The organism is Flavimobilis soli (assembly GCF_002564025.1).
GTDB classification, from domain to species: domain Bacteria; phylum Actinomycetota; class Actinomycetes; order Actinomycetales; family Cellulomonadaceae; genus Flavimobilis; species Flavimobilis soli.
Genome location: NZ_PDJH01000001.1, coordinates 1,715,092 through 1,727,869, shown reverse-complemented (window position 1 = coordinate 1,727,869; position 12,778 = coordinate 1,715,092). Strand labels below are relative to the sequence as shown.

The following is a 12,778-nucleotide window of genomic DNA, read 5'->3' as shown; positions in this document are numbered from 1 at the left end:
AGCAGATGGACGTCGCGCTCGGAATGCAGGGGCTGCGCAAGAGGTTCGGCGACAAGGTCGCGGTCGAGCACGTCGACCTCGCGGTGCCCGCGGGGTCGTTCTACGGGCTCGTCGGCCCGAACGGCGCAGGGAAGACGACGACGCTGTCGATGGCGACCGGCATGCTGCGGCCCGACGCTGGGCGCGTCGACGTGCTCGGCGTCGACCTGTGGGCAGACCCGGTCACCGCGAAGGGCCTGATCGGTGTGCTGCCCGACGGCGTGCGACTGTTCGACCGGCTCACCGGACTCCAGCTCGTCGTCCACGCCGGCATGCTGCAGCGGCTCCCGCGCGCGACCGCCGTCGAGCGCGCCCAGTCGCTCCTTCGGGCCCTCGACCTCGAGCAGGACGCCGACACGCTCGTCGCCGACTACTCCGCCGGCATGACGAAGAAGATCGCGCTCGCGTGCGCGCTCGTGCACGCCCCCCGGCTGCTCGTCCTCGACGAGCCGTTCGAGGCCGTCGACCCGGTCTCCGCGGCGTCGATCCGCGGTATCCTTGCGGACTTCGTCGCGACGGGCGGCACCGTCATCGTCTCCTCGCACGTCATGGACCTCGTCGAGCGCATGTGCGACCACGTCGCCGTGCTCGCTGCCGGTCGCGTACTCGCGGCCGGCACGGTCGACGAGGTGCGGGCCGGGGCGTCGCTCGAGGACCGCTTCGTCGAGCTCGTCGGCGGCCGTCGCACGGGGGAGGGCCTCGAGTGGTTGCACCGCTCCTGAGCCTGCGCTGGCAGGTGTACCGCGCCACGATGCGGCGCAGCATCTGGCAGCTGATCGGTTTCGTCATCTCGGCGCTCTACGCGCTCGGCTTCGGCCTGCTCGCGATCGTCGGGCTGCTCTTCCTCGGCCTGCGCGACGACATCTCCGACGACGTCGTCGCGCTCGGGTCGCTCCTCGTCGTCGTCTGGACGGTCGGGCCGCTCGTCGCCTTCGGCGTCGACGACACGTTCGAGCCGCGGCGCCTCGCCCAGTTCCCGTTGAGCACGCGCGACCTCATGCTCGGCACGGGCGTCGCCGCGCTCGCGGGCCCCGGTGGGCTGGTCACGGTCCTCGTCTCCCTCGGCTTCGTCGCCGCGTGGGTGTCGCAGCCCGTCGCGCTCGTGGCCGCTCTTGTGGGCGCGGCGCTCGGCCTCGTCACCGCCGTCGTCGGCTCGCGCGCGACGACGTCGGCTGTGCGGCCCCTTCTCGAGGGGCGCCGCGGGCGCGACCTCATGCTCGGCGCGACTGTCGTCGGTGTCAGCCTCGTCGGACCCGCCATCGTGCTGTTCTCGGGTGCCGAGATCGAGGTGACCGCGCTCGCCCACCAGACCGCCCCGGTGCTCGCGTGGACGCCCTTCGGCGCTCCGTACGCCCTGCCCGCCGCCGTCGCCGCCGGGAGCTGGGGCGCGGCCCTCGCGCACCTCGCGATCGCCGTCGCGAGCCCCGTCCTGCTGATCCTCTGGTGGCGTCGCTCGCTCGAGCGCACGCTCGTGCGGCCGAGCCGCGTCTCCGCGGGTCGTGGGCGCGGCCTCGGGGTCCTCGGTCGCGTGCCCGACTCGCAGCTCGGCGCGGTCCTCGCGCGCTGCCTCACCTACTGGGTGCGCGACCCGCGCTACGTGACGTCGCTCCTGTCGATCCCCGTCGTCGTCATCCTCCTCGTGCTCTTCGCGGGGAACGGCACGTGGCTGCTCGTCGGCGGGCCGCTCATCGCGTGGTCGCTCGGCTGGGCCATCTCGACGGACGTCGCGCTCGACTCGACGGCCTTCTGGACGCACGTCGCCGCGCCCATGGGCGGCGCGCCCGACCGGTGGGGCCGCGCGCTCGCGATCGGCGTCCCCGGGCTCGTCCTCAGCCTCGGCGTCGCGGTCGGGACGCTCGCTTACGCCGACCGCTGGGACGCGACCGCCGCCGTGGTCGGCGCGACCGTCGGCACGCTCCTCGCGGCGCTCGGCCTCGCGTCGATCGTCTCCGCGATGGTCGTCTTCCCCGTCACCGCGCCGGGTGAGAACCCGTTCGCCTCGAAGCAGGGCGGCTCGTTGGCCGCGCTGCTCTCGCAGACGGTCGGCTCCCTCGCGCTCCTGCTCGTGCTCTCGCCGACTCTCGTCGTCGCGGTCGTCGCGATCGTCAAGACCTCCGCCGTCCTGTCGGCAGTCTCGGGCGTCCTCGGTCTCGCGACCGGCGTCGTGGCGCTCATGGTAGGCATGAAGGTCGGAGCGCGCCGACTCGAGGACGGCGCCCCCGAGCTCCTCGCGCGCCTCAGGTCCTTCTGAGGCGCGCGGGCGCGCTCACCCGCGCTGCCGAGAGGTGTCCAGCCCGGTCCATGCGTCACCCGCGATGGCTGCGACGACGGCAACGATCGCGGTGGCCGCGAGCCCTCGGCTCAGAGGCTTAGGGGTTCCGTTGTTGTCGCTCACGAGGGTGAACCTACCGCTGACGGACGAGATCCGGGCTTTCGAGATGTACCCGCCGATGCAAGGAGCGAGGGCTCTGAGCGCACTTGTGGGCAGACGCCTCGGCGCGCGGGCGCGCTCAGGTCCAGGCGTCGTCCGGCAGGTGGTGCGGGGCGCCGGGCGTCTCGTGCGGCGTGAAGTCCGGGTGCGGGCCGCGCTGCAGGTAGGTGCGCGCGAAGAGCAACGACTGCTCGACGTCGTCCCGGCGCTCCTGCGCGGACCGCGCCTTGCGCGTCCCGATCTCGACGACGACGTCCCCGGCGAAGTCCGACCGCGCGAGCCGCTCGAGCAGCTCCCGCACGGGCTGCGTGCCGCGCCCCGGCACGAGGTGCTCGTCGAAGCCCGACGACGTCCCGTCCGTCAGGTGCACGTGCGCGAGCCGCGAGCCGAACTGCTCCGCGAGCGTCAAGCACGACTGCCGCGACGTCGCGGCGTGCGAGACGTCGAGCGTCACCTTGTCGTAGTCGTGCTCCGTCGGGTCCCACCCCGGCAGGTAACCCGTGATCTCGCGCTTGCGGCCGCGCCACGGGTACATGTTCTCGACCGCGATCGTGATGCCCATGTCCTCGGTGAGCTCGTGCACCTGGTCCGCGAACTGGCGGGAGTACTTCCGGTGCCACGCGAACGGCGGGTGCACCACGACCGTGCTCGCACCGAGCGTGAGCGCCATGTCGACCGTCTTCGCGAGCTTGCTGCTCGGGCGGGCGCCCCACACCTGCTGGCTCACGATCAGCGTCGGCGCGTGCACCGAACGGATCGGCACGCCGTACTCCTGGGAGAGGCGGCTCAGAGCCAGATCGTCCTGCGACATCTTGTCGCCCCACACCATGACCTCGACGCCGTCATACCCCAGCTCCGCCGCCAGCTCGAACGCGTACGGCACCTTGCGCGGGTACACCGACGCGGTCGAGAGCGTGACGCTGACCTGCTTCACCGCTCCGTCATCAGGCATATCAGCACGATAGTCGGGTAACGCCGGAACGGCAGCGGACCAGGAAGTCCCGCAGGACGACGCCAGACGCCATGAATAATCGAGCCATGGCCGCCGACCCCCAGACCCTGTTCCCGGGCAAGTACTTCATCTCGACCGTGCTCGGGTCGCTCGACACCAAGACCGAGATGTCGGGGGCGCTCCGGCGCCGGTACCTCATGCGCGCCGGCATGGCCGGCATCATCATCGGCGTCTTCTACTCGGCGAGCTTCGCCGTCGCGTCCGCGTTCGCCGTCGTCGGCGACGGGCAGCTCAGCCAGGTCGGCAAGATCGCAGGCGCGCTCACGTTCGCGTGGGCGCTCGTGTTCATCTACTACACGCGGTCCGAGCTGCTGACGTCGAACATGATGATCGTCAGCGTCGGCCTGTACCACCGGCGCATCCGGTGGAGCCGCGCGATGCGGCTGCTCGGCCTGTGCCTGTTCGGCAACTTCCTCGGTGGCCTGCTCGTCGCCGTCCTCGTGCGGTTCTCCTCGATCCTCGACGGCGCCGCAGGCGTGCAGGCGCAGGCGTCGCTCGACCACAAGATGGAGTTCATCACTGCAGGCGCGTCCGGCTGGGGCGACCTGTTCGTCCGCGCGATCCTGTGCAACTTCCTCATCAACATCGCGATGCTCGTCGTCTACAACGGCTACATCAAGGAGGACCTGATGAAGGCCCTCGTCATGGTGGTCGCGGTGTTCCTGTTCGCCTACCTGGGCTTCGAGCACTCCGTCGCGAACACGGTGCTGTTCACGATCGCCGGGCTCGACGGCGGCCTCCCGCTCGGTGAGGCGCTCGCGAACGTGGGGCTGGCGCTCGCGGGCAACTTCGTCGGGGGTGGGCTGCTGATCGGCTGGTATTACGCGTACTGCAACGACGACCGGAAGTACGTCGCCGCGAGCTGACGCGGTTGCCGCGGGTGACGCCTCTGGGGCCGGTGTCGGCGCTGGCGCCGGGCTGGCGGAGCCGGGCTCGGCGGGCGGTGTGCCGCCCGCCGCAGCGGCATGGGCGGGAAGTCCCGGTAGCGGCCCCGCTCAGCCGTCTTGAGCGGCGGGCTCCTCGGTAGCGCCGGACGAGCCCTCGGTGCCAGGCGTGCCCTCCGCACCGGGCACGCCGTCGGTGACGGACTGCTCGGACGTGTCGGGCGTCGGGGTCACGGGCGGGGCGGTCTGCGTCGGGGCGTCCGTCGGCGACGGCGTGCTGGTCGGCGGTGCCGTGGGCGCGGGCGTCGTCGGGGTCGGGCTCGGCACGTCTGTCGGCGTGGGCGTCGGCTCGGGCGACTCGGTCGGCTCCGTCGTCGGCTCGTCCGTCGGCGCAGGCGCCTCCTGCGTGGGGGTCGGGGTCGGCTTCTGCGCGGGCGTGCCGCGGTTGGGGCGCACGCCGGAGATGGTCGTGCCGGACCCTTCCTGCCCGCGGACGACGTCCGACAACGGCTTGCCGAAGCCCAGCTCGACCGCGGTCACCGCGGCGATGACGATCACGAACGTCACGAGGGCGGTCACGACGTACGGGCGGCGCGAGCGACGCGCGGGCGCCATGAGCGCCTCGGGAGACCTGGCGGCGCGCTGCGCCGCGGCAGCGGGAGCGGCGGCGTCAGGCGCTGCGGCGACCGGTGCCGTCGGCGGCGTCGCCGCCGCGGTCGGAGCGTCGGGAGTGGACGTTGCCGCCGGGACGGCCGCCGTCTCCTCGGGCGTCCGCGCGCTCGGCGTCGACGCGGCGGACGCCGTCGCGGACGGTGACGACACTGTCGGCGACGGCGCAGGCGTGGCCTGCGCGGCGTCGTCCTGGTGCGCAGCCTGCGTCTCGCGGACCTCGTCGACGATGACCGTCTGCTCGACCGCCGTCGTGCGTGCACCGCGGACAGCGGGCAGGACGGCGGTGTCGCCGACGCGCACGACGCGCGGCGCGAGCGTCGTGACGACGTAGCGCGTGCGCACGAGGGACCGCGTGTACAGGTAGTTCGCGACGGCGGTGAGGACGGCCGCGACGGCCGCGCCGATGAGCGTGCCGGCCACACCGAGGTAGGACAGGGCGACGGTCGACGTGATCGCCGTCAGCACGGACGCGGCGATCTGCACGAAGGAAGGCTTGGGGACGTCCGCGACGGGTCGCGGGGTCTGCGCCTCGGCGTGGTCACCGTTCGCGGGGGTCGACGACGACCCCGCTGCGGGCACGGCGGGCTCGGACGGCGTGGAGTCAGGGGTGCGAGAGGGCAGAGTCATGTCCTGTCCACGGTAACCGGCGCCCGTGCAGCGGGGGTGAAGGGGCCGTGAGAGGGCGGCGTGACTCTGCGCCTCCTGGTGCCGCCCGGAGGAACGGATCAGCCCGCGTCGCGCGGAGGCAGCCCTGCCACGGACGCGACCTTCCACCCGAGGAAGGCCTTCTCGACCGTGATCGTCAGGCGCGCGGTCTGCTCGCTCAGCGCGGCGTCCGGGTGCTCCGGGTCCGTGACCTCGCGGAACGTCACGTCGTAGACGCCCGACGGCGAGCCGTCCGTCGCGCGTGTGACGACCTCCGCGCTCTCGAAGGCCAAGCCCTCGGCGGCGCCGCAGCCCTTGACCTCCCGGAAGCGGGCGACCTCCGGGGAGGACGGGTCGACGAGCATCCGATCCGTCGTCGGGCAGCCGCTCTTCGCGGGGTCCGCGGACCCGACGCCGCGCGGGGCCCGCAGGAACGCCGTGATGCGCTCGCCGGGGGTCGTGCGTTCGAGCGCGGGGAAGCGCTCGGCTGCTGCTTGGAAGGCCAGCGCACCGACGACCCACAGCACGATCGCCGCGACGATGCCCCTGAGGATCCGGCGACGGCGACGGTCCCACGCGCGGTCCCGCTCGTCCTCAGCCGCCTGCTGGGGCGTCGCGGGTCGGGCGGCCTTCCGTACTTTGTCCCCGAACCGCTCGGAGTCGGTCCACGCGGTGCCGTCCCACCAGCGTTCGCCTCCCTCCGGGTGCCGGTACCAGCCGGCAGGGCCGACGAGGACCTCGCCGCCGCCGTCGGGCGCGGTCACCGTCTTGCGGTGGGGCGGGTCCGGGAGCGGGGGTGGGGTCGTAGTCACACGCGGCAGCGTATCGGCCGGGCTCCAGACTTTCCTGGGGTGCGACCTGCGCTCCGACGCACGGCCAGCCCGGCGCGCTGACGCCCAGCACCCGTCGAGGGTGCCGGGCGCCGACGCTCGAGCGCGGAAGCGAGGCGCGCTCCCTGTCAGGCGCGGACGAGCGCGCCTCGTGCGGAACGCGTCGCCTCAACCAGGTGGGTCAGCGCAGGGACGACCTCCGCGTAACCGCGCGTCTTGAGGCCGCAGTCCGGGTTGATCCACAGCAGCCCCGGGTCGACGTCAGCCGCCGCGAGGCTGATCAGCTCTCCGAGCTCGTCGACCGACGGCACCCGCGGCGAGTGGATGTCGTACACACCCGGCCCGACGCCGCGGCCGAAGCCCGCGTCGCGCAGTTCACCGAGTACCTCCATGCGCGAGCGCGCCGCCTCGATCGACGTGACGTCAGCGTCGAGCGCGTCGATCGCCCCGATGACCTCGCCGAACTCGGAGTAGCACAGGTGCGTGTGCACCTGCGTGTCCGCACGGACGCCCGACGTCGCGAGCCGGAACGACGCCACAGACCAGTCCAGGTAGGCGGCCTGGTCCGCGCGCCGCAGGGGCAGCAGCTCACGCAGCGCAGGCTCGTCCACCTGGATGATCGCGACCCCCGCCGCCTCGAGGTCCGCGAGCTCGTCGCGCAGCGCGAGCCCGATCTGCGTGGCGGTGTCCGCGAGAGGGAGGTCGTCGCGCACGAACGACCACGCCATGATCGTCACCGGGCCCGTGAGCATTCCCTTGACCGGCTTGGGCGTGAGCGACTGCGCGAACCGCGTCCAGCGGACCGTCATCGGGGCGGGCCGTGAGACGTCGCCCCACAGGATCGACGGACGCGTGCAGCGCGTGCCGTACGACTGCACCCAGCCGTTGCGCGTCACCGCGAAGCCGTCGAGCAGCTCGGCGAAGTACTGCACCATGTCGTTGCGCTCAGGCTCGCCGTGCACGAGCACGTCGAGCCCTATCTCCTCCTGCAGCGCGATCACGCGCGCGATCTCGGCCTCCATGGCGGCGTCGTACTGCGCGTCGTCCAGCTCGCCGCGCGCGTGCGCGGCCCGGGCGACGCGGATGTCCGTCGTCTGCGGGAAGGAGCCGATCGTCGTCGTCGGCAGCGGCGGCAGCCCGAGGCGCGCCGCCTGGGTGTCGCGGCGCTCGGCCGCGGAACCGCGCTCGAGGTCCGACGGCGCGACCCCGGCCGTGCGGGCGCGCACCGCCTCGACGCGGACGCCGGCTGCGGTCGCGCGGGCGGCGAGAGCGGCGCTCGCGGCGGCGATCTCTGTCTCGACGGCATCGCGGCCCTCGACCAGGCCGCGTGCGAGCGTGACGACCTCGAGGACCTTCTCGTCGGCGAACGCGAGCCACGAGCGAAGGCCCGCGTCGAGCTGCGGCTCGGCGGCGGTCGTGTGCGGGACGTGGAACAGCGACGTCGACGTCCCGACCGTCACCCGGGCGCCGAGCGTGGTGAGCTTCTCCACCTGCGCGAGCCGCGCGCCGAGGTCGGCGCGCCACACGTTGTGCCCGTCGACGACGCCCGCGACGAGCGTCTTGCGCGCAAGCCCGGCCACGACGTCGGCGGGCCGGACCTGCTCGGCCGGCGAGTCCGTCAGTCCCGGCGTGAGTCCGTCAGTTCCAGCTGACTCAGTCGCGCTGGAGGTGACGGACTCGCTGGAGGTGACGGACTCGCTGGAAGGGGCGGGGAGGGCGGCCGGGCTGGGCAACGCGCCCTTGACCAGGTCGAAGGCCACGGCCTCGACGTCCGACGCCGCGACGACCGGGAGGTTGTCGCCGAGGTCCCCGTAGGGGGCCGCGAGCAGGATCGCCGGGCGCTGCGCGCCCACGGCGAGGTCGGACGCGAGCGCGCGGTACGCGTCCGTCACCGCCGTGCGCACCCGCTCGCCGGGCACGTCGAGCGTGTCCGTCACGAGGGCCGGCTCGTCGAGCTGGACCCACGGCGCACCTGCGGCCGCGAGGCGGCCGAGGAGCTCCGCGTACACGGGCAGCAGGTCGGCGAGCCGGTCGAGCGGGCGGAACCCTGCCGGGGCGTCGTCGCTCGGCTTGCTGAGCAGCAAGAACGTCACAGGCCCGACGACGACGGGCCGGGTCACGACGCCCGCCTCGCGAGCCTCGACGTACTCCGCGACGATCCGGTCGCTCACGAGCCGCAGCTCCGTCTCGGGACCGATCTCCGGGACGAGGTAGTGGTAGTTCGAGTCGAACCACTTCGTCATCTCGAGCGGCGCGACCTCGTCGTCGCCGCGGGCGAGCGCGAAGTACGCGGCGAGGTCGAGCGAGCCGTCCGCGGCGCGCAGGTGCGCGAACCGGGGCGGCACCGCCCCGACCGTCGCGACGACGTCGAGCACCTGGTCGTAGAACGAGAACGACGACGGCACGGCGGCCGGCTCGGTCAGGCCGAGCGCGACGAGGTGGTCGCGCGTGCGAGCCCGGAGCTCGGCGGCCTGCTGCTCGAGCTGGGACGCGCTGACGCGGCCCGCCCAGAACGACTCGACCGCGCGCTTGAGCTCGCGGTTCGGACCGATGCGCGGGTAGCCGAGGACAGTCGCCGCCGGGAATGCGAAGTTTGTGCCCTGGACGAGGGCAGGGCTGTGCTGCTGGTTGGTCATGGTGCGTCTCTCTTCGGGGTCAGTCGACGGCGACGGTGTCGCTCGTCGAGCTCAGCTGTGCGTGTGCTGCCCCGACCCACGGCCCGCTGGCCAGGTCTGGCTCCGCCAGCCCGGCCGGAGCCGGGCCCGTGGAACCGCCGCCGAGGTGGACACCCTCGAGCAGGTCAAGTGCTGGGCGTGACTTGTTGAACGTATAGATGTGGAGGCCAGGGGCGCCGGCCTCGAGGACGGCCGAGACGAGTCCCGCCGACGCCTCGATGCCGCGCCTGTGGCGCGCCTCGTCGTCGGGCAAGGACTCGAGCTCGCGGACGAGCGCCGACGGTGCGGGCACCCCCGTGAGCTCCTCGACGCGCCGCAGGCGCGCCGGGTCGGTCGTGGGCAGGACACCCGCGAGGATCGGGATGGTGACGCCTGCCGCGCGGGCGGACTCGACGAACGACAGGTACGTGTCCGCCTCGTAGAAGAGCTGGGTGATCGCGAAGCTCGCACCCGCCTCCTGCTTCGCGAGGAGGTGCTCGACCTCCTGTGCGGGCGTGGTCCCGGCGGCGCGGTTGCCGCCCGGGAAGGTCGCGACGGCGATCGTCAGCGGTCGCGCTGCGCCGCGCAGGGCAGACGCCGCGCTGCGGTCGCAGCGGTTCGCCTCGACCTCGCGCAGGAGGGCGACGAGCTCGATCGACGAGTGCACGCCGTCGGACGGCGGGCGCCAGTCGGGCTGGTCGCGCGGCGGGTCGCCGCGCAGGGCGAGGAACGAGCGCACGCCCGAGGCGAGGAACTCGTCGATGACCTCGGCGACGTGTGGGCGCGTCGCACCGACGCACGTGAGGTGTGCGATCGGCAGGACTGGCGTCTGCCGGGCGAGGGTGGTGACGACGGCGCGGGTCGTCGCGCGGTCCGTGCCCGCCGCGCCGTAGGTGACCGACATGAAGTCGGGGCGGGCCGTGAGGAGCTGGCGCACCGTCGTCCAGAACTTGGGCGCGGCGTCGGGGTTGCGCGGGGGCATCAGCTCGAACGACACGGTCGGGCGGACCGACGAGTCGACGATGTCGGCGATGCTCATGAAGCCTCCATAGGTACGTCCATCGAACCTGGCTTTAGCACCCGCACCCTCAGGAGGCTTCCGTAGTGGGGGGTTGCTGCGGCGTCGACGAGCCAGGACTCTCGACCGCTCTGGATGGTTGTGACTCGAGGTTAGGGCCGCGAGTCACGGCCCCCAAGAGGTGTCCGCATGGCGAGATCGAGTGTCCATGGTTGCCGCAGGCCCCCATCTGCGACGGATCGCCCGGATGCACACGTCACGTGTGCATCCGGGCGATCGGTGTGACGGGCGGCCTGTGCCCCCAATGACGGATCGCCCGTGTGCACATCAGAAGTGTGCACACGGGCGATCGGTCGGCCCGGGCGTCGGGCTCAGCGGCGACGCGGCTCGCCCGGCGGGAACTCGCCGTCGTCCGAGCCGTCGTCAGCCTGGAAGATGAGGTTCGACAGCTCGCGCTGCACCTCGGCGATTCGCGGCACGTCGTAGAGCATGACGCCGGCCTTCTCGGTCGCGTCCGACACGACGATCGTCCCGCAGCCCAGCAGACGGTCGAGCAGGTCGCGCTCGTACGTGAAGTCGTTGATGCGGAACAGCGGGATGTCGCGGCCCACGCGCGTGATGATGCCCTCGCGGGTGATCAGGCGCTTGTTCGTGAACGTATAGCTCGAGTGCCGCCACCGCAGGTACGGCACCAGCACCCACGTCACGAGCGTGACGATCGCGACCGCACCGACGGCGACCAGGACCCACTGCTTCGCGTCGTTCTCCGGGAACCACACGAGCGCAGCGACGAAAGCCGCCACGACCAGCAGGAACAGCAGAAACGGCTTGAAGAGCGCCTTGGGGTGCGTCCGGGTCGTCAGGACCACGAACTCGCCGTTGCCGAGGGTCTTGTCGATGCTCATGGCGGCATCCTTCCACGCGAAGGCCCTGCTGGGCAGGGCCTCCCTCCTGCCGCGCGCCGACCGCGCTGCCGCGCCGCCCGTGGTCAGGACCGCCAGGGCACCTGCGGCGACCGGTGGAACGCGACGCCGTCGCGCACCCACCGCTCGCCGTGCGCGGCGAGCGACTCGAGGAACGTTCCCGTGTCGCGCGGCGACCCCCACGCGACGGACGCGACGGCGGGCAGGCGCGGGAGGAGCATCGTCGTGACGTCGTCCCACGTCCGCAGGGTCTCCGTCCACAGGCACGCCTCGACGCCCTCGATCTTGTCCGCGGGCACCCCCGGGAGCACGCTCGCGGGCTCCCACTCGTAGGCGTCGCGCACCTCGACCGTGCCCGCCCAGGTCAGGCCGAGCTCCTGGCTCTCGTCGTGCTTGAGGTCGAGGTAGGCGTGCGGCGCGGGGGACGCGACGAACCGGACGTCGCGCTCGCGGGCGAGGTCGGCGAGGTGGCTCGTGTCGATGTCGTACGTCCAGAACTGCAGGAGCGTGCCGGCCGGGAGCTGCACGGGGGCGGCCTCCTGCCACATGACGAGCTGCTTGCCGTGCTCCGCGACGACGATGCCGAGCCGCTCCACGAACGCCGCGTACTCCTCGGCCGTGAGCGTGTGCGCCTCGTCGCCGCCGAGGTGCAGGCGCGGGCCGCGGGTGTGGCGCGCGAGCGTGCCGACGACGTCGTCCACGAAGGACCACGTCTCGGCGGACGTCAGGTGGACGTTCGAGAAGCCGACCTCGATGCCGGCGTACGGCTCGCGCGGCTCGCCGTCCGGGCTGATCTCGGGATAGGCCACCTGGGCGGCGTGGGTGTGGCCAGGCATGTCGATCTCGGGGACGACGGTGATGTGCCGCGCTGCGGCGTAGTCCTGCAGGTGCTCGTACTCGGCGAGGGTGAGGTAGCCGCCCGGGCCGCCGTCGACGTCGTTCGCGGACGCGCGCTCGAGAAGCAGCGGACGCCCCTCGATCTCGAGGCGCCAGCCCTGGTCGTCGCTCAGGTGCAGGTGCAGCTGGTTGAGCCGGTAGGTCGCGGCGAGGTCGACGAGCCGTTCGATGTCGGGGACGCCGAAGAAGTGGCGCGCGACGTCGAAGGAGATCCCGCGCAGCGGGTACGTCGGGGCGTCCTCGCACGCGTAGGCGGGGATCGTCGTGATGCCGGCGTCGTGCCGCGAGTCGGCGAGGAGCTGGAGCAGGACCTGCACGGCGTAGAACGCGCCCGCGGCGTCGCCTGCGCGGAGGTGCCAGCCGGCGTCGGACAGGTCGAGGGCATAGCCCTCGCTCGGGAGGGTCGCGTCGAGCGATGCGGTCGCGGGGGTCGCGGCGCTGCCCGACGGCGCGACGAGCGGGCCCACCGTCCGTGCGTCGCGGAGCGCGTGGGCGGCGTTCGGCGCCCAGGGCTCGAGCGCGACGGCGAGCGCGGCGAGCGTGCGCGGGTCGACGACGGTCGTCCCGCGGTCGGGGTGCACGGTGCGGGGGGCGGGGATGACGGCTGGCGACGTCGGCATGGGTCCATCCTTGCTCGTCGGGAGGTCCGGGAGCGGGAGCTGGCCGGACATCTGGGCGACCGATCCCTCTGCTGCACACGTGAGGTGTGCGGTGGGGCGATTTGTCAGGGGGGGGAGGCTGGGTCGTGAGGGTTCAGGCCGACAGATCGCCTT

10 protein-coding genes and 1 riboswitch are annotated in these 12,778 nt (G+C 72.8%); of the genes, 3 read left to right on the top strand and 7 right to left on the bottom strand.

The window, feature by feature from the left end:
- The first annotated feature begins 5 nt into the window (after positions 1 to 5).
- Both ATL41_RS07860 and ATL41_RS07855 read left to right on the top strand, forming a co-directional pair.
- On the top strand, positions 6 to 761 hold the full coding sequence (locus ATL41_RS07860) for an ABC transporter ATP-binding protein (RefSeq protein WP_098457986.1): 756 nt from the start codon (positions 6 to 8) through the stop codon (positions 759 to 761).
- Between the two features lie 29 nt (positions 762 to 790).
- The gene (locus ATL41_RS07855; RefSeq protein WP_169924523.1) at positions 791 to 2,290 is read left to right on the top strand and encodes a hypothetical protein; all 1,500 of its coding nucleotides are present in this window, start codon (positions 791 to 793) and stop codon (positions 2,288 to 2,290) included.
- Between the two features lie 259 nt (positions 2,291 to 2,549).
- Here the strand turns inward: ATL41_RS07855 and ATL41_RS07850 are convergent, their stop codons facing one another.
- On the bottom strand, positions 2,550 to 3,422 hold the full coding sequence (locus tag ATL41_RS07850) for a sugar phosphate isomerase/epimerase family protein (protein ID WP_098457984.1): 873 nt from the start codon (positions 3,420 to 3,422) through the stop codon (positions 2,550 to 2,552).
- Positions 3,423 to 3,508: 86 nt separating this feature from the next.
- Here ATL41_RS07850 and ATL41_RS07845 point away from each other — a divergent pair, with 86 nt between their 5' ends.
- Positions 3,509 to 4,348, top strand: coding sequence for a formate/nitrite transporter family protein (locus ATL41_RS07845; RefSeq protein ID WP_098457983.1), 840 nt, complete (start codon positions 3,509 to 3,511; stop codon positions 4,346 to 4,348).
- A gap of 129 nt (positions 4,349 to 4,477) precedes the next feature.
- Here ATL41_RS07845 and ATL41_RS07840 read toward each other — a convergent pair whose 3' ends face one another.
- The 6 genes from ATL41_RS07840 to ATL41_RS07815 form a co-directional block, all read right to left on the bottom strand.
- Positions 4,478 to 5,665, bottom strand: a complete 1,188-nt coding sequence (locus ATL41_RS07840; RefSeq protein ID WP_098457982.1) for a hypothetical protein — start codon at positions 5,663 to 5,665, stop codon at positions 4,478 to 4,480.
- A 98-nt stretch (positions 5,666 to 5,763) separates the two neighbouring features.
- Complete coding sequence (locus tag ATL41_RS07835) at positions 5,764 to 6,495, bottom strand: DUF2510 domain-containing protein (RefSeq protein WP_169924522.1); 732 nt, start codon at positions 6,493 to 6,495, stop codon at positions 5,764 to 5,766.
- Positions 6,496 to 6,641: 146 nt separating this feature from the next.
- Positions 6,642 to 9,149 carry a 5-methyltetrahydropteroyltriglutamate--homocysteine S-methyltransferase gene (gene metE, locus ATL41_RS07830; RefSeq protein WP_098457980.1) on the bottom strand — a complete coding sequence of 836 codons (2,508 nt, stop codon included), beginning with the start codon at positions 9,147 to 9,149 and terminating at the stop codon, positions 6,642 to 6,644.
- A gap of 19 nt (positions 9,150 to 9,168) precedes the next feature.
- Positions 9,169 to 10,206, bottom strand: a complete 1,038-nt coding sequence (locus ATL41_RS07825) for a methylenetetrahydrofolate reductase (protein ID WP_098457979.1) — start codon at positions 10,204 to 10,206, stop codon at positions 9,169 to 9,171.
- A 16-nt stretch (positions 10,207 to 10,222) separates the two neighbouring features.
- Positions 10,223 to 10,327, bottom strand: a riboswitch (SAM riboswitch).
- A 229-nt stretch (positions 10,328 to 10,556) separates the two neighbouring features.
- Positions 10,557 to 11,090, bottom strand: coding sequence for a PH domain-containing protein (locus tag ATL41_RS07820; protein ID WP_098457978.1), 534 nt, complete (start codon positions 11,088 to 11,090; stop codon positions 10,557 to 10,559).
- A gap of 83 nt (positions 11,091 to 11,173) precedes the next feature.
- Positions 11,174 to 12,625, bottom strand: a complete 1,452-nt coding sequence (locus ATL41_RS07815; protein WP_169924521.1) for a family 20 glycosylhydrolase — start codon at positions 12,623 to 12,625, stop codon at positions 11,174 to 11,176.
- Positions 12,626 to 12,778: the final 153 nt, after the last annotated feature.